Source organism: Alteromonas sp. McT4-15, from assembly GCF_020515205.1.
Lineage (GTDB): Bacteria > Pseudomonadota > Gammaproteobacteria > Enterobacterales > Alteromonadaceae > Alteromonas.
This window is the reverse complement of sequence record NZ_JAJALG010000018.1, coordinates 36,411-57,626: the sequence shown is the minus strand read 5'-3', so window position 1 is coordinate 57,626 and position 21,216 is coordinate 36,411. Positions and strand designations below refer to the sequence as shown.

The following is a 21,216-nucleotide window of genomic DNA, read 5'->3' as shown; positions in this document are numbered from 1 at the left end:
TAATCCGGATAACGTGGGGTTATTAAAATTAGTCGCCACTTCCTGTAGCAACACTGCTTTGGATGCGATCAGCTCTCGTCTGTTAAAGGCGTGAGGAAATAATATCCATCGCTTTTTCAAAGACTTGGTCAATATCCAAGTCCGTTGAATCAATAATTACAGCATCTTGTGCCGGTACCAAAGGGGCAACCGCGCGTTGTGTATCACGCTCGTCTCTTGCCTTGATATCGGTTAAAAGGCGCGCAATATTAACATCCATGCCCTTAGCTTTCAACTGGCTATAGCGACGCTCAGCACGGGCTTCAGCGCTAGCGGTAAGAAAAATCTTAACCGGCGCATCTGGGAAAACAACCGTACCCATGTCGCGACCATCTGCCACTAAACCAGGGTCTTGTTGAAATGCACGCTGCCTACGAAGCAGTGCTTCACGCACTCTAGGTAGTGCTGCTACTTTTGAAGCCACTGCGCCCACATCTTCAGTGCGAATATCATCAGTGACATCTTCACCTTCTAAAATGATGCGCGTTGCTTCTTCATTCGTCTCAAAACTCACATCAAGACCGGTTGCAAGAGGAACAACACATTCTTCATCATCACACGGAAGGTCGTGGTGTAGTGCGGCAACTGCTAGTACGCGGTATATTGCTCCGCTATCTAAAAAGTGCCACCCTAATTTCTTTGCTAATAAGCTACTTAACGTACCCTTACCAGCACCACTAGGACCGTCAACCGTGACTACGGGTGTGGAATGCATACCTGCTCCATCATCTAATTACAAAAATCGCGCGCAATTATACGCTTTACTTCAAGATAAGCAATGCCACCTGAAAAAGGCGGCATTCTACTTTTAATTATTTCTGACACAGATCAAAAGACCAAATGGACTTAAATTAAACGTCCATCGAGCATATTAAGATGCATAAAGTGTTTTAAAGCGCGAGAAATAATCGGGGAATGTTTTGCGTGTGCAACCTGGATCATTGATAGTCACCGGTGTGTCACTTAGTGCTACTAACGAGAAGCACATAGCAATTCGATGGTCATTGTACGTGTCAATTTCTGCATGCTTAAGTTTATCAGTAGGCCACACAGTTATATAGTCATGTCCTTCTTCAACCTTTGCGCCTAACTTTTGAAGTTCTGTCGCCATGGCATTTAGTCGGTCAGTTTCTTTAACGCGCCAGTTGTAGATGTTTGTCATGGTCGTTGGACCTTCTGCAAACAAGGCTGTTGTGGCAATGGTCATGGCCGCATCTGGAATATGGTTCATGTCCATATTAACCCCTTTAAGCGGTGCTCCCGTCACTTCAACGTATTCGTCGTGCCACTCTACTTTCGCCCCCATGGCTTCAAGTACATCAGCAAAACGGATGTCGCCTTGAATGCTATTTTGGCCTATTCCGGTTACGCGTACTGTACCACCTTTAATTGCACCAGCTGCAAGGAAGTACGATGCGGATGATGCGTCACCTTCAACCATAAATTTACCGGGCGCAACGTACTTTGCATCGCCCGAGATGGTAAATGTCTGGTAGCTATCGTTATCTACCGACACACCGAATTTAGCCATAGTATCTAATGTGATATCAATATAAGGTTTAGAGACAAGTTCGCCTTTGATACGAATAACCACATCACCGGCAAAAAGTGGCGCTGCCATGAGCAATGCTGTAAGAAACTGGCTTGAAACACTTCCGTCAACTGACATTTCGCCGCCGCTTAGCGTTTTACCTTTTATTTGAAGTGGTGGAAAACCATCGTTCTTCAAATAAGTAATATCGGCATTGGCCTCGCGTAGTGCGTCAACCAAATCCCCAATCGGGCGTTCTTCCATGCGCGGTTCGCCAGTAAGTACGGTATCAACATTACTTGCTGCAAGTGCCGCACATAAAGGTCGCATCGCTGTGCCTGCGTTACCCAAAAATAGTTCTAGAGGCTCGGCAACACTAAACGCACCATTATTGCCCTGCACAACACAACGGGTTTTATCTTCGTTAAGCTCATAACTAACGCCAAGCTTGGTCAGGGCGTTTAGCATATGCGAAATGTCATCACTGTCTAACAGGTTCGTCAGTTCAGTTTGTCCTTCCGCCAGTGCTGCAAGCAACAATGCACGATTAGACAAACTTTTTGAGCCAGGTACATTGACCTCTCCCGATACCTTTGCAATCGGGTCTAATGTTAACTGCTCCATTTTATCCATTCACTCTTTCAAATTCGCGCATAAATTCAACTAGCGCCACAATGCCTTCAATTGGCATTGCATTATAAATACTGGCACGCATGCCCCCTACCGAACGATGTCCTTTTAGCGCGAGTAAGCCAGCATCTTGAGATTGCGCTAAAAATAACTTATCGAGCTCAGGATCTGCCAAATGGAAAGGCACATTCATTTTCGAACGATTGTCTGGGTGAACTTTACTTGAATAAAAGTCAGAGCTATCAATGGCTGAATACAGCAACGCCGCTTTTTCGCTGTTGCGTTTGGCCATTGCGTCTACACCGCCCATGTCTTTTAGCCATTCAAAGACAAGGCCGGCCAAATACCACGAAAATGTTGGTGGCGTGTTGTACATAGAGTCAGATTTTGCCGCTAGCGCATAGTCGAAAATAGACGGTGTTTCCTTACGTGCTTTGCCTACCAGATCGTCGCGAACAATAACCACCGATAAACCACTAGGCCCTATGTTTTTTTGCGCACCTGCGTAAATAACACCGTGTTTCGCCACATCAATAGGTTGCGATAGTATGGTAGATGACATATCAGACACTAACGGTACATTGCCTGCTTCAGGTAGCCAATCAAAGGCAATACCGTCTACAGTTTCATTGGGGCAAAAATGATAATAGGCTGCGGTTTGGTCAATATCGCTTAGTGAAGGATTAGCAACATACTGCAGACCATCTTTGTCGGTAACATTACCTACTACCACTGCGTTGTTGTACTTCTCAGCTTCTTCAACTGCGCCTTTTGACCAAGAGCCACTCACTAAATGTAAGCTAGTGTCGCTTGTACTGGAAAGGTTTAGCGGCACAGCAGCAAATTGACCACGACCGCCACCATGCGTGAACAGTACGTGATAATTAGATGGCACTGACAATAGGTCACGAAGATCTTGCTCCGCCTTTGCCGCTATTTCAATGAAGTCTTTACCACGATGGCTTACTTCCATTACAGAGCAGCCTAGTTCGCGCCAGTTTGTGAATTCAGCTTGGGCTTTTTGCATCACTTCCTTTGGAAGCATTGCAGGGCCCGCGCAAAAGTTAAAAACCTCTTTCATTGCGTTTTTCAACACCTATAAAAATAACAAGCGGCTGAAGCCGCTTGTTTGAAAGAACACTGATAATGCGCGAAACGTTAACGCCGCGCGTTACCCCTACTCTTCTGTCGTTGAGCTGTCACCATCTTGTGCGGTGTTTTCTTGCTCTTGAACAGCAGTTTCTGCTTGTTCAGGTGCATCTTCAGAAATAATTGGGTTACCGTCTTCATCAAGCTCTTGTAACTCTTCAACTTCCTCGATGCGCTGTAGACCAACTACATGTTCACCTTCAACGGTACGTATCAAACGAACACCTTGGGTATTACGACCTACAACCGATACTTCGCTTACGCGGGTACGTACAAGTGTACCCTGGTCACTGATAAGCATGATTTCGTTGCTTTCATCTACTTGCACAGCGCCAACAACTTTACCATTACGCTCAGACACCTTAATCGATACTACACCTTGCGTTGCACGACTTTTAGCTGGGTAGTCTTCTAGCGGCGTACGTTTACCAAAACCGTTTTCTGTGGCCGTTAAGATTGGGCCATCGCCTTTCGGTACGATAAGAGAAACCACTTTCTGACCGTCTTGAAGCTTAATACCACGCACACCGGTTGCCGTTCTGCCCATTGGGCGTAGCGCTTGAAGCTCTTCACCTGTTTCAGGATCGCGCTTCACTTCGCCAGTTTCGCTATCGCGAAGCTTTTCATTAAAGCGAACCACTTTACCGGCGTCAGAGAACAACATAATGTCGTCGTCACCATGGGTGATGTCCACGCCAATCAGTTCATCGCCTTCGTTCAGATTAACCGCAATAATACCGCTTGAACGTGGGCGTGAATATAGGCTTAGATCTGTTTTCTTCACGGTACCGTTAGCCGTAGCCATCAGTACGAACTTACCTTCTTCAAACTCTTTGATTGGAAGAATAGCAGTAATACGTTCGTTTTCTTCAAGCGGAAGAATGTTTACGATTGGGCGTCCGCGCGCATTTCTGCTTGCAAACGGCAACTGATATACTTTTAACCAATACAAACGACCGCGTGTAGAGAAACACAAAATGTGGTCGTGCGTATTTGCAACAAGTAATCGCTCGATGAAATCTTCATCTTTCATCTTAGTCGCCGACTTACCGCGACCACCGCGACGCTGTGCTTCGTAATCAGTTAATTTCTGATACTTAACATAACCTTCGCGAGACAGTGTAACCACTACATCTTCTTGTTCGATAAGATCTTCAATATCAATATCGTGGCTTGCAGCAGTAATTTCTGTGCGACGTTCATCACCAAATTCATCGCGAACTTTTTCAAGTTCTTCTTGAATTACTTCCATCAAACGCTCAGGGCTGTTAAGGATATGAAGTAGTTCAGCGATGATTTCTAGAAGTTGCTTATATTCTTCTAAGATCTTTTCATGTTCTAAGCCAGTTAGTTTGTGCAGGCGTAGATCAAGAATAGCTTGTGCTTGTTGCTCCGTAAGGTAGTACTTGCCGTCGCGAATACCAAATTCAGGCATTAGCCAATCAGGACGCGCTGCATCATCGCCAGCACGCTCTAGCATTTGCGCTACGTCACCTAAATCCCAACCCTGTGCAACAAGCGATTTCTTCGCGTCTGCTGGACTTTGCGATGCTTTAATCAACTCGATAATTGGGTCGATATTAGCAAGTGCAATTGCAAGACCTTCTAAGATGTGTGCACGGTCACGGGCTTTGCGCAATTCAAACACAGTACGGCGAGTAACCACTTCACGACGGTGAAGAATAAAGCATTCTAGCGTTTCTTTTAGGTTGAATACCTTAGGCTGACCATTATCTAGCGCTACCATGTTGATGCCGAATACCGTTTGCAACTGTGTATTGGCATATAAATGGTTAAGTAATACTTCGGCAGATTCGTTGCGTTTGACTTCAATAACAATACGCATACCGTCTTTATCAGACTCGTCGCGCAGTGCAGAAACGCCTTCGATACGCTTTTCTTTTACCAGTTCAGCAATTTTTTCAATAAGACGCGCTTTGTTAACCTGGTAAGGAATTTCGTTTACAACAATGGTTTCTTTGCCATTATTGTCAGTTTCAATTTCTGCTTTAGCACGAAGATAAATTTTACCGCGACCTGTGCGGTATGCATCTTCAATACCTTTACGGCCGCTGATCATCGCTGCTGTCGGGAAATCTGGACCTGGAATATACGTCATCAAGTCATCAATAGTGATAGATGGATCTTGAATAAGCGCAACACAGCCATTGATAACTTCAGTCAGGTTGTGAGGCGGAATATTTGTCGCCATACCAACCGCAATACCAGATGAACCATTTACTAATAGGTTTGGCACCTTAGTAGGCAATACTTCTGGGATATGTTCTGTGCCGTCATAGTTTGGCACAAAATCAACAGTTTCTTTGTCGAGATCGGCTAGCAGTTCATGAGCGATTTTTGCCATGCGTACTTCGGTGTAACGCATTGCAGCCGCCGAATCACCATCAACTGAACCAAAGTTACCCTGTCCATCTACAAGCATGTAACGCAGTGAGAAAGGCTGCGCCATACGAACAATAGTGTCGTAAACAGCAGAATCACCATGAGGGTGGTATTTACCGATAACATCACCTACCACACGGGCAGACTTTTTATACGGCTTGTTAAAGTCGTTTTTCAGTTCGTTCATTGCGAACAGCACACGACGGTGCACTGGCTTCAAGCCATCTCTTACATCAGGCAATGCTCGCCCGACAATAACGCTCATCGCGTAATCGAGGTACGAGTTTTTTAACTCTTCCTCAATGTTAACGGGGAGGATTTCTTTAGCGTTATCAGACATAAACTGCTTAATCCCTTTATCTTAGTTTGTTCTGCGTTATCCATTGCAGCCACTTTACAGCAATTGTGAAAGCGGCTCTTGGGCGCGCATGGTTATTATTATGTGGGTCATAATGTTGCTTCGAGTGTACCACTTGATGACAGAATTATGTAGCGCTTAATTACGCTTATTAATTAACAAAAAGGCAAGCGATTATTTTTCGTTCAGACAGATACAGAAAAAGCGGTTTTATCACTAAAAACAGTAAAACACGCCGCCAAATTGCGATATGTTATTAAAAGAGAAGTTAAGGATTGTTTTACCTATGACAAACGTGGACCAACAAGAGATTAATAAATTTTCTGAGCTCGCCTCGCGCTGGTGGGATCCCGAAGGCGAATTTAAACCGCTTCATTTAATTAACCCGCTTCGACTTGATTTCATCAATCAGCACAGTGAGGGTTTGTTTGGTAAACAGGTTATCGATATTGGTTGTGGTGGCGGTATCCTTGCCGAATCAATGGCTAAAGCGGGTGCTACCGTAACAGGTCTTGATATGGCTGAGGCGTCATTAGAGGTCGCTAAGCTTCATGGTTTAGAATCGGGAATAAAAGTAGATTACGTTTGTTCAACTGCTGAACAGTTCGCGCAGGATAATGCTGGTAAATTTGATGTTGTCACCTGTATGGAAATGCTAGAACACGTGCCCGACCCCGCTTCTGTTGTTATGGCTTGCGCAAAGTTAGTTAGGCCAGGTGGTCATGTGTTCTTTTCTACACTCAATAGAAACCTGAAGTCTTATTTAATGGGGATCCTTGGTGCAGAATATATTCTTAAACTCGTCCCTAAAGGCACCCACGAACACAGCAAATTTATTAAACCATCAGAGCTTATGGCGATGACAGATCAGGCAGGTCTTTTGCCTCGCGATATGACAGGGCTTCATATGGATCCGATCTCTCAAGGTTTTTATCTTTCTGCCAACAATGTAGACGTAAACTACTTACTGTATACCGTTGCACAAGATTAGACGTATACAAGGGTACAAATAATAGTAGATGCACATTGCTGTGCACTTACTATATACAGTGTATTTAAAATAAATTAACACAACATATTGGGTCGTGGTGATATTTTAAACACCATATATCGTGTTTTTATAAAAACGAGTTTCTAAGAATAAATTAATTTTTTTCGAAATCAGTTTAGCAAAAACGCTTGCATTCCCGATATTTTACGCTTGTAGAACGCTAAAAAGTTAGTTGTTACTAACGTAAATTTCATGCCAGTTTGAGTGCTTGAAATACCACCAGATATTGGGTTGCAATCGAGGCAAAACCTCACTATCTTGTGTTTAGTTCAGCACGAGATCCCAAGATCAATTAACGGGATCAAAACAGATCGCGCAGAGATGCGCCATTCGACTCCGCTGAAATAAACAAGCAATACAAGAAATATATAAGCAGTCTCTACTTCATATCTTTATTTGGTATTAGTCTAGGCCGCTTTTGTGTGTGCTTTTGTTAGATCTGTAAAAACCAGACAAACAGCATGTGCATTAAAAAATTAATTATAAATGATAATGGGCAGCATAGCCCACGCATCAAGCGCTAACAGACATACGGCCAGTAACATGAACAATAACTTATTTGTCACCAAACGAAACGGTGAAAAAGAGTCCATCGACTTAGAGAAAATCCACAAAGTTGTCACATGGGCGGCAAAAGGACTAAATAATGTTTCTGTTTCACAAGTTGAAATAAAAGCACAAATTCAGTTCTTTGACGGTATCAACACCAGTGAAATCCACGAAACGCTAATTAAGTCTGCCGCAGATCTTATCTCTACTGATGCGCCTGATTACCAATATTTAGCGGCTCGCCTTGCGATTTTCCATCTACGTAAAAAAGCCTATGGACAGTTCGAGCCACCAGCGCTTTTCGCTCATGTTGCCAAAATGGTTGATGCCGGCAAATACGACAAACATTTGTTAGAAGATTACACTGCTGAAGAATTTGCTGAGATGGATACGTATATCGATCATTGGCGTGATATGAACTTCAGCTATGCAGCGGTTAAACAGCTGGAAGGTAAATACCTTGTTCAAAACCGCGTTACTGGCGAGATCTATGAGAGTGCTCAGTTCCTTTACATTCTTGTAGCAGCATGTTTGTTTGCAAATTATGATAAAGACGTACGTATGGACTACATTCGCCGTTTTTACGATGCTGCATCAACATTCAAATTGTCACTACCAACGCCTATCATGGCGGGTGTTCGTACCCCTACTCGTCAGTTCAGCTCATGCGTATTGATTGAGACAGGTGACAGCCTTGACTCAATTAATGCAACTGCAAGTGCTATTGTAAAATACGTAAGCCAGCGTGCAGGTATCGGAGTTAACGCAGGTCGCATTCGTGCGCTAGGCAGCCCTATCCGTGGTGGTGAAGCCTTCCATACTGGCTGTATTCCTTTTTATAAGTACTTCCAAACAGCGGTTAAAAGCTGCTCTCAGGGCGGTGTTCGTGGTGGCGCTGCTACCTTGTTCTACCCGATTTGGCATATGGAAGTTGAATCACTACTGGTACTCAAGAACAACCGTGGTGTTGAAGAAAACCGTGTACGTCACCTAGATTATGGTGTTCAGTTCAACAAACTCATGTATCAGCGCATGATGAAAGACGGCTACATTTCATTGTTTAGCCCATCAGACGTACCAGGCCTGTACGATGCGTTCTTCGCTGATCAAGATAAGTTCGAAGAGCTTTACGTTAAATACGAAAACGACGACAGCATTCGTAAAAAGCAAATTAAAGCAATGGAACTGTTCAGCTTGTTTATGCAAGAGCGTGCTAGCACAGGTCGCATTTATCTCCAAAACGTTGACCACTGTAATACGCACAGCCCGTTCAACCCAGAGGTTGCCCCAGTTCGTCAAAGTAACCTTTGTCTTGAAATTGCACTACCTACTAAGCCACTTCAGCATGTTAACGATGAAAACGGTGAAATTGCACTGTGTACGCTATCAGCATTCAACTTAGGTGCTATCGAATCGTTAGACGAATTCGAAGAACTAGCAGACCTTGCGGTACGTGCACTTGATAACCTATTAGATTATCAAGACTATCCTGTTCCAGCTGCATATAACGCAACAATGGGCAGACGTACATTAGGCGTAGGCGTAATTAATTTCGCGTACTACCTAGCCAAAAACGGTGTGAAATACTCTGATCACAGTGCAAATGGTCTGGTTCACCGCACGTTTGAAGCAATGCAGTATTACCTACTCAAAGCATCAAACAATCTTGCTAAAGAAAAAGGTGCGTGTCCTAAGTTTAACGAAACAACGTACTCGCAAGGCATTATGCCAATCGACAGCTACAAGAAAGACCTTGATAGCGTGTGTAATGAGCCACTTCATTACGATTGGGACGCGCTTCGTGAAGACGTTAAAACACACGGCTTACGTAACTCTACGTTGTCTGCACTTATGCCGTCTGAAACATCGTCACAGATTTCTAATGCGACAAACGGTATAGAGCCACCACGTGGTTTCATCAGCATTAAGTCAAGTAAAGACGGCGTACTTAAGCAAGTTGTACCTGAGTACGAAACGCTTAAAGATCAGTACGAACTACTGTGGGACATTCCATCAAATGATGGTTACCTACAACTGGTTGGTATTATGCAGAAGTTCATTGACCAAACTATTTCTGCTAACACAAACTATGACCCAAGTCGTTACGAAGGTAATAAGGTGCCAATGAAGCTTCTTCTTAAAGACCTTCTTACAACGTACAAACTGGGTGTTAAAACGCTTTACTACCATAACACTCGCGACGGCGCGTCTGACACATCGGCACTTGATGCTAAAGCCAATGTACCTATGCCACGTCAGGAAGAAGTGGTAGTAGAGGAAGACGATGATTGTGCAGGCGGTGCGTGTAAAATATAAATTACAATGCACTACCTGTTAGATGGCAAGCACGGCAGTAATGCCAACTTGCCATCTAAAGTTTCGCAGCAAGAACACAAATAATAATACGCGTTAATCATTAAGTTTTTAGTTAGGCCATCATGAAATACACTACGTTTAATCAGCAAAGTACAAATCCATTGGTTGAGCCAATGTTTTTCGGTAACCCCGTAAACGTTGCGCGCTACGACCAACAAAAGCATGCCATTTTCGAGAAACTTATTGAGAAACAAATAAGCTTCTTTTGGCGTCCAGAAGAAGTAGACGTTTCGCGCGATCGCGTTGACTTTCAAAAGTTAACCGACCCAGAGAAGCATATCTTCATTTCAAATTTGAAATACCAAACGCTGCTAGATTCTGTACAAGGTCGCAGTCCTAACATTGCTTTTCTACCTATCATCTCATTACCAGAATTAGAGACATGGGTAGAAACATGGTCGTTCTTCGAGACAATTCACTCTCGTTCGTACACACACATTCTGCGCAACCTGTTCTCTGATCCTAGTGAGATTTTTGAAGATATCGTGGTTAACGAAGAAATTAAACGCCGCGCGGCTGACATTTCAAAATACTACGACGACCTTATTTTTGCTACGCAGCTTTGGCAAACACAAGGCGAAGGCGTTCACACTGTAAACGGCACTGCTTACACTGTTAACATGTACGAATTAAAGAAAAAGCTTTATTTGTGCATGAATTCCGTGAACGCGTTAGAAGCTATTCGCTTTTATGTGTCATTTGCGTGTACCTTTGCATTTGCAGAGCGCAAGCTAATGGAAGGTAACTCAAAGATCATTCGTTTGATTGCACGAGACGAGAACCTTCACCTTTCATCTACACAGCACATTCTTAATTTATGGGCGAAAGGTAAAGATGATCCAGAAATGGCACAAATCGCCGAAGAGTGTAAAGACGAAGCGCGCGCAATCTTTATGAACGCGGTAGAACAAGAAAAGCAATGGGCTGATTATTTGTTCCAAAACGGCTCAATGATAGGGTTAAACAAAGAAATTCTGTGTCAGTACGTAGAGTACATTGCCAACCAGCGCATGACAGCAATTGGCCTTGATGCACCGTTTGACATTAGCAGTAACCCACTCCCGTGGATGAATAACTATCTGAACTCAGACAATGTGCAAGTTGCTCCTCAAGAGTCTGAGATTAGTTCCTACTTAGTTGGTCAAATAGACTCTGCAGTAAGCGAAGACGATTTCGCTGATTTTGAGCTGTAATCTTACAGCTTAATGAGTAGTGAAAAAACGAGGCTTCGCATCGATGTAGTCGATGTGGGGCCTATTGACGCCCCTGTCGATAAAACAATTTTAAGCGCTTTAGAAGCAAGTGATGTTCATATTCACTACCATTGCCGTGAGGGCTTTTGTGGTGCTTGTAGAACAAAGCTTTTGGAGGGAGAGGTAGAATATACTACAGACCCGCTTGCGTTTATTGATGACGACGAAATACTTCCCTGCTGTTGCATAGCCAAATCACCACTTAAGATAAAAGTGCCTTTGTAAGCGACTACACCTCTTTTTCTATGGCATACAAATCTTCATCTATCGATTCGAGACGCGCTTCAAACACTGCTCTGGCATCGCGTAACCCACTGTTGTAAAACACGCCGCCCATTTCTTTTGCTATAAATTCAAGAAGAAATTCACCGTCAAATTGTCCAAGCTCAACCCCCAGTTCATTATCAAAGTACCGCTGTAATTTATCAATTAACGCAGATTTTTCTTCGCTACTAAATGTAATGTCGCTCATATTCTTTCCTTTAAAATTAAACGTTTTCTGCTGACTACTTGGCTTCAACAGAATTTTTGTATTAGTGCATTCATGCTAACCATTGTCGAGAAACAGCCCTTCACATAATTCACTTAGCGTATCAACAAACCACGTCATGGGCGCAGATTGTCCAAGTTTTTTATTAAAAATCGCGTGAGTTTTTGTGTAATCCACATTAGATTCAAAAGGAAGCTCAACGATGGCCAAGTCGTACTTGCTCTCATACTTCTTTGCGATATGCCGTGGTAACGTTACAAGTAAATCAGATGAAGAAACAATATCTGGTGCTGGAGAAAACTGGTTAACAATTAATGCCACGTGCCTTTTAAGTCCCAGTGACATTAACATATCGTCGACAAAGCCACGTGCATCCCCTTTCGGACTGATTAACAAATGACGACTTTCCACGTAACGTTGTAGCGTTAACTCATCAAAGTGTGAAAGTGGGTGGCCTCCCCTCATTACACACACATAATCGTCTTCAATTAAGGTGACTTTTTTAATTCGCTCAGGCAAATCACCAAATGCACTAATCGCAACATCAATTTGCTGATCATCAAGCAGTTCTATCGCTCTTCCTTCCATAGGTCTTGTTGTTATAGACATATTGGGCGCATGTAAACTGAGGTAATGGGCAAGCTTAGGCATAACAAGTGCAACAAAATAATCGTGCGTTGCTAAACGAACCGTCGCCTCAGAAGTACTTGGATCAAATGTCGCAGGCGCTAATGCTTGCGAGAGCTCAGCTAACGCTTTGCTCACCGCAGGTGCGATGTCCAACGCTCTAGACGTTGGCTTCATACCATTTGGGCTTTTCACAAATAATTCGTCGTTCAATGCATGCCTTAACCTACTCAGTGCATGACTTGCTGCAGGTTGGGAAAGGTACAGTGCGTCTGCTGCTTTCGAAACGTTTCTGTAACGCATCACTGCATCAAAGACACGTAGCAAGTTTAGGTCAAATGCATTTAAATTCATATTATGCATAACACTTATACTGTTAATTCATTTCAAACATTAACCTGGCGTTACTAGGATATCAATACCGCTTAGGTATTTAACATCAATTGGAGATTTGAAATGACAACACTAAACGACAAAGTAGCAGTAATTACGGGTGGTAATAGTGGTATTGGACTAGCCGCAGCAACACTGTTTATTGAGCAAGGTGCACGTGTGGTCTTGTTCGGAAGAAATCAAACTACGTTGGATGAAGCAGTGTCAAAACTTGGCCCTCGAGCTGTTGGCGTTCAAGGTGACGTCACGAATTTTGACGACCTTGAAACTCTTAAGAATGAAACCGCGATGCGTTTCGGGCAAATAGACATTCTTTTTGCAAACGCTGGGCTTGGTGTTTTTTCACCTATCGAAAATATTGACGAAGCTAGCTACGACAAACAGTTTGATATTAATGTAAAAGGCGTATTTTTTACCGTACAGAAATTGCTACCGCTATTAAAAAATGGCAGCAGTATCATACTTACCGGGTCAGCCGTGCATGAGAAAGGTGTGGCTACGGGCAGTTTATACTTCGCAACGAAAGCGGCAGTGCGTTCGCTTAGCCGTACACTTGCGTCCGAACTGGCGCCAAAAGGAATTCGAGTAAACACGTTAAGTCCAGGTATCGTTAGAACAAACTTTGCAGAAAACACTAACATCGCGTCTGATGATTTTGAGGGCTTTGTAGGCATGGTGGCTTCACAGGCGCCGTTACAGAGACCAGGCACTATGCAAGAAATTGCGAATGCCGCACGTTTCTTAGCAAGTGATGAGTCTTCTTATATGACGGCCGCAGATCTCGTTGTCGATGGTGGATGGATGAACGTATAGGATAGCAATGCCCATTCTCTGGTCTTCTATATTGGTTTATAAAATCATGTGGTTTGAAGACCAGACGCTCTTACTACGCATACTATTTAAGGCCCTTACATTTAATAAGCAGATGGCGGTCGCCCGTAGTAATTGACAAATGCGCGACGGAAATTTGTAGGCTCGGTATAGCCCAATTGATACGCAGTTTGTTTTACACTTAGCCGCTTTACAAACAACAAGTCCAAGGCTTTGCGCATCAGCGTTTTTTCCCGTTCTTTTCGAAAGCTTGTGTTCTCTTTTTCCAATTGCCTATGCAAGGTTCTCTTGCTTATACAGAGCGCATCGGCAGCGCTCTCAAGTGAAGGTATCGTCGCATTATGCTGCCGTAAAAAATACCGAAGTTTTTCACTAGCATTGTCTACTACCAGCGCTTCGTACTCCATTTCACAAAGTTTTACGGCATAATCAAAACTTACTCTGTCACTATTAACGAGTGGCTGATGGGCCTTTGATTTGTCCAATACAATCGCACAATAAGGTTGGTCATACAGCCTTTCAATGTGTGTACTACGCTCTGAGTGCAGATATTGACGATGGCTCTTACAACCACTTTTTTCCGTTGAATAATCAAAAACTACTCGGGATATTACTGGGCTGTTCCCCTCGCTAACAAGGCTACTATGTAAATTGAGCAATGCTGAGGTAAGTGCATCTATAAAAAATTGATGCACATGTTCGCGCCAATATAGGTCGTGCACGGTTACGACTATATCGTTTTGCTTCTCAATAATGTGTAGTTCCAGTCCGGGCACTCGCATTGCAATAAAGCGTTCAAACAGCGAAATAATATCGATTACAGTTGGGCTATTCATTATGGCAAGCCCAAAGGGGCCGTGATGGATTAACTGTAACGCTTCTCCTAATAGTACACCTGGTCTTTTTATGCCGAGGCCTTCAACAAGTGTATTAACCAGTGTTATAAAGTGTTCAGCAGCCATCTTCGCACCGGCTTGCTTGAACTGTTCATAGCAAAGCCCCTGCTCATCTAAACAAGATGCCAATGCCACACCCTTACGCGCGAGCACTTTTTCAAGTTGCATAATATAAAATGTAGGCACACTGCTTACATCATTACCTGTAATTTCTTGGTTGCTGCCCATGCTTACACATTGTCGTCACAGTGGATCACGTAAAAATGTTAAATTACTGTAAGCACCTTGGCAATAAATGATTCCCCTTTGTCAATTTACGCACTCTTTGGCACAACTAATTTAAGGCAAACTCCTATACTCTGTTTCTGTATGGATGGTTGTCATGCTGCATTATTTTAAATTCTTTAACTTTTACTTCGCTGTCCTGTTTGGCCTGATTGCTATTTGGTTTGGCGGCAACGCCATTTACCTAGGCTTTGTTGTATATATTGCATTTTACGTATTAGGCGATGCGTTCTTGGGCGATGACTTATCTGAGCCTCCATTGCTTAATGGAGGGTTACTGAAAGTCATGCTTTATAGTGCCCTTCCTCTATCTTGTTGCATTTTAGCTACAGCACTAGCGCTTGTATCAACGCCTAACGCCCCACTTCCCCATTTACTGTATGCGCAGTTCAATATCGACATCAACGCTTTCACGCCGCAGGCAACCACAATGCAAACTATCGTAGCAATTCCTTTTTTAGCACTTATGCTAGGTGGAGTAGCAACGGTTGTCGCCCATGAGTTAGTTCACCGTGTTGGCAATCCTGTGGCGGTGTGCATTGGACGATGGCTGCTTGCTTTTAGTTTCGACGCTAACTTTTCAATCGAGCATGTCTATAACCACCATGTAAAAGTTGCAACGCAAGATGATCCTGCTACTGCACCTCGTGGTCGTGATGTTTATACCCATTTCATCATTGCCTTCATGGGTACCCAGCAAGCGGGCTGGCACATCGAATGTAAACGGTTAAAGCGAAGTAAGTTGCCGAAATTCAGTCTACACAATAAATGTATAAGGGGTTGGCTAATGAGCGCCTTTCTAGCCTTGGTGGCATTTAGCATCGCTGGTGTTAACGGCATCGCAATATTTGTTGCCCTTGGTATTAGTACAAAATTTACACTTGAAATAGTAAATTATATGGAACATTACGGACTCGTCCGTTGCCCGCGCCAGCCTGTTAGACCAAGGCACTCATGGAATTCAAATCGACGCATCAGTTGTTGGACTATGTTTAATCTGCCGAGACACAGTCATCATCATGCACAAGGCGCAGTGCCATTTGAGAAACTAAAAGCCCTGCAAGACTCTCCCCAAATGGTAAGCGGGTACATATCAACCATGGTGCTCGCACTTATTCCCCCGCTTTGGTTTCGAATAATGGAAAAGAAATTGGCCCATTGGGATGAACACTTTGCAAGTGATAGAGAGAAAGAAATTATTGCTAAGCGATTCAAATGATTTCAATACAGAAGGTCATGAAATAGTGTTGGCCTGGATATAGCATAAGGTTATAGAGACAAAAAACGAGGAAGTTCTCTATGAAATACCGAAATTTAATTGCCTTTGTAACAGTGAGCAGTGTACTTGTGATTTCTCCTTCAGTTTTTGCCAAAAATGGCGACAAGGATAAATCACTTCCACCGGGTTTGGAGAAAAAGCTTCAACGTACTGGTGAATTACCCCCGGGATGGCAAAAGAAGCTCGCTGTCGGCAATGTAATGGAAACCAGAGTTTATGAACATTCTCGCGTCGTCGTGCCAGTTGATAGAAAAGGCGTGATAACCGTTCAAGTAGAAGATCGTGTTGTCAGGCTTATTCAGGCGACCCGTGAAATAGTTGAAATACTCGACTAAACCATTCGCTTATAAGGCACTATCACTAATTCGAAATTGACTTACTATTGGGTGAGATTACTATTTCTTGCAACTAAGCAACTGACTGGTTTAAGGAATAGTAATGACCACTCCCCTTTTTACACCCTATACAAGCGAAAAATTAACCTTAAGTAATCGCATTGTAATGGCGCCGATGACCCGCCAATTTTCACCTAATGGTATTCCAACTAACGACGTTGCTGATTACTATCAAAGACGCGCACAAGGTGGTACCGGCCTAATTATTACCGAAGGTACTACGGTAAATGACAACGTCGCGACAATGGACGCTAACATCCCACAATTTCACGGTGAACAAGCTCTCGCTGGTTGGAAACATGTGGTTGAAAAGGTACACAGTGAAAATGGGAAGATCATGCCTCAACTATGGCATGTGGGAATGGCACGAGTAGCAGAAAAGGCGCCTTTTCCTGAACTACCTAGTGCAGGACCTTCGGGACTATTTAAACCCGGTAAGCAAGGTGCAGAACCGATGACTGTAGCGCATATTGAAGCGGTCATAGAGGCGTTTGCACAAGCGGCCTCTGATGCTCAAGCTATAGGAATGGATGGCGTTGAAATACACGGCGCGCATGGTTACCTGATTGACCAGTTTTTTTGGGAAGGCACTAATCAGCGCACTGACGGTTGGGGCGGTAACATGGAAAACCGTAGTCGTTTCGCCGTTGAAATCATTAAAGCCATTCGTGCAGCTACATCACCCGACTTCCCAATTATTCTTCGCTATTCACAGTGGAAGCAACAAGACTACACAGCACGTCTTGCCCACACGCCACAAGAACTTGAGCAATTTTTGCTCCCACTAAGTGACGCTGGCGTGGACATTTTCCATTGCTCGCAGCGCCGTTATTGGGAAAATGAATTTGAAGGCAGTGAATTAAACCTTGCTGGCTGGACTAAAAAACTCACAGGCAAACCGACAATAACTGTCGGTTCGGTTGGTCTTAATGATGACTTCTTCGGTGCATTTAAGGGCCAAGATTCCAGCACGCGCTCTGTTGATGACTTACTGGAGCGACTTGGCGCTGGTGAGTTTGATTTAGTCGCGGTTGGCAGAGCGTTGCTTCAAGATCCTAACTGGGCTAACAAAATAAAAGAAAATCGTATGGATGAACTTGAGCAATATTCTGGAAAGGCCTTAGCGTCACTATCCTAGTATAAGTTCGTATGGCCTTCCTTATTACCGTACGGTTATTTTGATAAAAAACGTTCAGCGGGGCTTATGGAAGTCATCCATTACCCCCGCTTTATTCTGAGCCTTTTTTCCTTAGCCCTTTTCGTGGTGCTTGATCAACAGTGCTTCAAAATCGGACTTAGATAATGGCTTTGCGAAAAAGTATCCTTGACCGTAGTCACAACCCATCGATTTTAAGATCTCTAATTGCTCTTGCGTTTCTATTCCTTCAGCGACTACCTGTATCCCCAGTTTTTTCGCCATAACGATGATAGCTTCACACAACACTTTGTCGTTGCTTACCTCTGTCATAGAATGCACAAAGCTTCGATCAATCTTTATATAATCAGTTGGAAATTTTTTAAGGTACGATATTGAAGAAAAGCCAGTACCGAAGTCGTCTAGCGCAATACTGACGCCTGCTTGGCGGAATTGGAACAATTTTTTGGTGACCTGAGAATTAGCATCCATGAGTAAGTTTTCGGTGATTTCAAGTGATACAGCGTTGGGTGATAACTCATTGTCCAAAAGCTTCAGTAACCAATCCATAATATTGGGGTCACGATGAAAATAGTGATTTGGTGAGGTATTAATACTTAACTGTAAATCAGGGCACAGCGATTCCCGCCACTTGATGGCATCTTGGCAAACTTGATCAAATACCCAATTGCTAATTTCAATAATAGTGCCTGACTCTTCTGCAACCGGTATAAATTCGTCAGGTCTTATCAAACCTCTATCTGGGTGCTGCCATCTTAACAATGCCTCTGCTTTAGACAGTCGATTTGATTGAATATCGATAATAGGTTGATACTCAATATAGAACTCACAGTTATTTAGCGCATTGCGTAAATCATTTTTATACGACAACCGTTTCAATGCCGACTCTTGCATTTCCTTTGAGTAAAATTGATGACTGTTTTTTCCTTGAGCCTTAGCGCCATACATGGCTTGGTCAGCGTTTTTGAGTAACGCTGTTACATCGTCACCATCATCTGGATACAAGGTAACACCAATACTCACACTGGTATGAATATGCCGTTGTTGCAGAACATAAGGTTCTGATATTTCTTTAAGCAGTTTTTGGATAATGTTATCTAAATCACGCGAACGGGTTATACCACCGAGTAAGATTACAAATTCGTCGCCGCCTAGCCTCGAGGCAGTATCTTCTTGTCGTATACAATTTTGAATACGTACAGCACACTCAATCAGTAACATATCACCTACATCATGGCCGAGAGTGTCATTTACGTCTTTAAAATTATCTAAATCTAAGAAAAGTACCGCAACTTTCGTTTTGTCTCGTTTAGCTTGTGAGAGCAGATGCTTTAATTGCTCTTCCATCAAATTGCGATTTGGCAGAGATGTAAGCACATCGAAGTTAGCTTGGTGCCAAATTAATTGGTTCGCTCTTTCCCTTTCAATTGCAATACTGGCTATATGCGCGAATTGCTCAATGAGAACAAGAGCATCAGCACTTGGTTTGGATGATGAACAATGGTATATCGCGAACGTGCCTAAAACACTGTTGTCGGCCCCTCGAATTGGCTGAGACCAACAGGACCCAAGATTTGCCCGTTTAGCCAGTTCTGACCATGCCGACCAGTAAGGATGTGTCGCAATATCTTCAACAACGGTTAGTGCGTTAGTAAATGCCGTATTGCCGCACGAACCAACCCCGGGTCCTATCTCAACCCCATCAATGGCGTCGTTGTAGAAATCAGGTAATGAGGGTGCAGCCCCCATAACTAAACGATTACCTTCAAGAAGAAGAATACTGCACATCTGGCCTTTGTATTCTTTTTCGATTGCAGCCACAATTTCCGCTAAGACAGATTCAAGCGATTTAGAGGTAACGATCTTTTCCAATATGGTGCTTCTTACCCTAGCAAGCTTTTGAGACTCCTCGGCGGTGGCTTGATATTGCTTTACTTGCTTTATGAGTTTTTGTTGATTTTCTCGCTGTAATTCGGATTCTACTATTTTGCCTAAATCAGCAAGTTGTTTGATTTGGTCTTTATTAAAAGTCTTAGGCGTACTATCAAAAACACATAGGGTTCCAACAGGCAAACCTTCAATCATGATATTCACCCCTGCGTAGAAACGAACTTTTGGTTCGTCAGTTACAAAGGGGTTATTAGCAAAACGTTTATCTTTTAATGTATCTGATACTACGAGATAGTGTGATTCTGCAATTGTGTGCGCACAAAATGCCTGCTCTCTAGGCGTTTCTTCCATGTCGACATTTACCGTCGACTTAAACCACTGACGATCCGCATCTATCAAGGATATAGTTGCAAACTTGCACTGAAGTAATTGCGTCGTAAGGCGTGTTATTCTATCAAATCGCTCTTCACGTTCAGTATCAAGCACGTTAAGACGATTCAGGGCTTCTAGCCTTTCCAACTCATTGGCAAGTTTAGGGGGAATGATCAAGGTTGTACCTCAAGCTGTCTCAACGAGTACAACGCGTACCGCTTTTAAAAACACTCTGTGTAACTATATAAACTTTACGTCATATTACAAAAAAATTTAAATATTTAGCTTACCCAAGTTGCAATATCAATAGCGATTCTGACGCTTTATCACCAAATAAATGCCTAACAATGTCATGGTAGAAGCAATTACAATTTGAATGGATAATAACTCTGCGAGGAATAACCAGCCCATCGCTGTGGCTATGATCGGCACACTCAATTGTACTGTTGCAGCCGTGGTCGCTTTGAGCAGTGGCAATGCGCTATACCAAATAGCGTAACCACATGCTGATGCAATAACACCAGACATCATAGCCAACGCAACGCCTGTCTCATCCCATGTAAAACTATTCGGATAAAAAACGACAACGCTCAGTGAAAATGGTAGGCAAAGAATGCTGGCATATACAAAATTTCCACTGGTGCTTAAGAGTGCTGATTGGCTTTGTTTACCCATAATCGAATACATGCCCCAGGCTATACCGGAGATAATCATTAGCGCAGCAGAAAATATGGAAGGTGCCACTGACGAGGGCAACATCAATACTATCAACCCCGAAAAAGCCAGTAAAAACCCTCCCCACTGAACAAAGGAAAACCGCTCGCCGTTAATAAATCCGAAACCTATCATGGTAATTTGTACAGAACCGAAAAGCAATAAAGCACCACTGCCTGTAGACATACCGATATAGGCAAAAGAAAAACAGACTGCATATAAAAATAGCGCGATACCGCCTCGATAACTGGCGTTTTTTTTAAGTGCACTAAAAAGCGTGCTGATTTTATTTTTACTAGGATCGCGAGTTAGCGTTAGCAGTGACAATAGTAGAAGTGATATTGCGCCACTGGTTAGCCTGATCACAGTGAATAAGCTTGGATCAATAGTCGTATTACTCAATGCCATTCTGCACAAAAGTGAGTTAGCCGCAAAGGCCAACATCGCTAACGAAACCAGCCACAATGTTTTATACAAAATTAAGCCTTAAATCACGATTTGATGTCACACATGATTAAATGGAAATAATTGTAGAAACAAAAAGAGGAC

The 21,216-nt window shown here is 43.2% G+C and carries 17 protein-coding genes; 8 read left to right on the top strand and 9 right to left on the bottom strand.

What is annotated here, in order from left to right:
• Positions 1-82: 82 nt before the first annotated feature.
• The 4 genes from cmk to gyrA form a co-directional block, all read right to left on the bottom strand.
• Positions 83-754, bottom strand: coding sequence for a (d)CMP kinase (gene cmk / locus LHL20_RS13310; protein WP_159624682.1), 672 nt, complete (start codon positions 752-754; stop codon positions 83-85).
• Positions 755-910: 156 nt separating this feature from the next.
• Positions 911-2,194, bottom strand: a complete 1,284-nt coding sequence (aroA, locus tag LHL20_RS13305) for a 3-phosphoshikimate 1-carboxyvinyltransferase (RefSeq protein WP_226433645.1) — start codon at positions 2,192-2,194, stop codon at positions 911-913.
• Between the two features lies 1 nt (position 2,195).
• Positions 2,196-3,281 carry a 3-phosphoserine/phosphohydroxythreonine transaminase gene (gene serC / locus LHL20_RS13300; protein WP_226433644.1) on the bottom strand — a complete coding sequence of 362 codons (1,086 nt, stop codon included), beginning with the start codon at positions 3,279-3,281 and terminating at the stop codon, positions 2,196-2,198.
• Between the two features lie 96 nt (positions 3,282-3,377).
• Complete coding sequence (gene gyrA / locus LHL20_RS13295; RefSeq protein WP_159624686.1) at positions 3,378-6,092, bottom strand: DNA topoisomerase (ATP-hydrolyzing) subunit A; 2,715 nt, start codon at positions 6,090-6,092, stop codon at positions 3,378-3,380.
• A gap of 304 nt (positions 6,093-6,396) precedes the next feature.
• On the opposite strand from gyrA, the gene ubiG reads away from it, so the two are divergent.
• The 4 genes from ubiG to yfaE all read left to right on the top strand — a co-directional run bounded on the left by ubiG (position 6,397) and on the right by yfaE (position 11,564).
• Entirely contained in the window at positions 6,397-7,101 is a 705-nt protein-coding gene (ubiG, locus tag LHL20_RS13290; protein ID WP_159624688.1) for a bifunctional 2-polyprenyl-6-hydroxyphenol methylase/3-demethylubiquinol 3-O-methyltransferase UbiG, read from the top strand.
• A 603-nt stretch (positions 7,102-7,704) separates the two neighbouring features.
• Complete coding sequence (gene nrdA, locus LHL20_RS13285) at positions 7,705-10,026, top strand: class 1a ribonucleoside-diphosphate reductase subunit alpha (RefSeq protein ID WP_226433643.1); 2,322 nt, start codon at positions 7,705-7,707, stop codon at positions 10,024-10,026.
• Between the two features lie 122 nt (positions 10,027-10,148).
• Positions 10,149-11,279: a class Ia ribonucleoside-diphosphate reductase subunit beta gene (gene nrdB / locus LHL20_RS13280; protein WP_159624692.1), complete on the top strand. Its 1,131-nt coding sequence runs from the start codon at positions 10,149-10,151 to the stop codon at positions 11,277-11,279.
• Between the two features lie 12 nt (positions 11,280-11,291).
• The gene (gene yfaE / locus LHL20_RS13275) at positions 11,292-11,564 is read left to right on the top strand and encodes a class I ribonucleotide reductase maintenance protein YfaE (RefSeq protein WP_202265610.1); all 273 of its coding nucleotides are present in this window, start codon (positions 11,292-11,294) and stop codon (positions 11,562-11,564) included.
• 4 nt (positions 11,565-11,568) lie between these two features.
• Here yfaE and LHL20_RS13270 read toward each other — a convergent pair whose 3' ends face one another.
• Both LHL20_RS13270 and LHL20_RS13265 read right to left on the bottom strand, forming a co-directional pair.
• Entirely contained in the window at positions 11,569-11,811 is a 243-nt protein-coding gene (locus tag LHL20_RS13270; protein WP_159624696.1) for a DUF2164 domain-containing protein, read from the bottom strand.
• 75 nt (positions 11,812-11,886) lie between these two features.
• A complete protein-coding gene (locus LHL20_RS13265) occupies positions 11,887-12,819 on the bottom strand; it encodes a LysR family transcriptional regulator (RefSeq protein WP_226433642.1) in 933 nt (310 codons plus the stop codon).
• 93 nt (positions 12,820-12,912) lie between these two features.
• Between LHL20_RS13265 and LHL20_RS13260 the strand changes: the two genes are divergently transcribed.
• Positions 12,913-13,662 carry an SDR family NAD(P)-dependent oxidoreductase gene (locus LHL20_RS13260; protein WP_226433641.1) on the top strand — a complete coding sequence of 250 codons (750 nt, stop codon included), beginning with the start codon at positions 12,913-12,915 and terminating at the stop codon, positions 13,660-13,662.
• Between the two features lie 101 nt (positions 13,663-13,763).
• On the opposite strand, the gene LHL20_RS13255 is transcribed toward LHL20_RS13260, so the two are convergent.
• Positions 13,764-14,804: a helix-turn-helix transcriptional regulator gene (locus LHL20_RS13255; protein WP_226433640.1), complete on the bottom strand. Its 1,041-nt coding sequence runs from the start codon at positions 14,802-14,804 to the stop codon at positions 13,764-13,766.
• Between the two features lie 154 nt (positions 14,805-14,958).
• Between LHL20_RS13255 and LHL20_RS13250 the strand changes: the two genes are divergently transcribed.
• From LHL20_RS13250 to LHL20_RS13240, 3 genes are all read left to right on the top strand, one after another.
• Complete coding sequence (locus tag LHL20_RS13250; protein ID WP_226433639.1) at positions 14,959-16,080, top strand: alkane 1-monooxygenase; 1,122 nt, start codon at positions 14,959-14,961, stop codon at positions 16,078-16,080.
• Positions 16,081-16,160: 80 nt separating this feature from the next.
• Positions 16,161-16,475 carry a hypothetical protein gene (locus LHL20_RS13245; protein ID WP_226433638.1) on the top strand — a complete coding sequence of 105 codons (315 nt, stop codon included), beginning with the start codon at positions 16,161-16,163 and terminating at the stop codon, positions 16,473-16,475.
• A gap of 103 nt (positions 16,476-16,578) precedes the next feature.
• On the top strand, positions 16,579-17,673 hold the full coding sequence (locus tag LHL20_RS13240) for an NADH:flavin oxidoreductase (RefSeq protein ID WP_226433637.1): 1,095 nt from the start codon (positions 16,579-16,581) through the stop codon (positions 17,671-17,673).
• A gap of 111 nt (positions 17,674-17,784) precedes the next feature.
• Here LHL20_RS13240 and LHL20_RS13235 read toward each other — a convergent pair whose 3' ends face one another.
• Positions 17,785-20,130: a sensor domain-containing phosphodiesterase gene (locus LHL20_RS13235; RefSeq protein ID WP_226433636.1), complete on the bottom strand. Its 2,346-nt coding sequence runs from the start codon at positions 20,128-20,130 to the stop codon at positions 17,785-17,787.
• A gap of 126 nt (positions 20,131-20,256) precedes the next feature.
• Positions 20,257-21,144 carry a DMT family transporter gene (locus LHL20_RS13230; protein WP_226433635.1) on the bottom strand — a complete coding sequence of 296 codons (888 nt, stop codon included), beginning with the start codon at positions 21,142-21,144 and terminating at the stop codon, positions 20,257-20,259.
• Between the last annotated feature and the right edge of the window lie 72 nt (positions 21,145-21,216).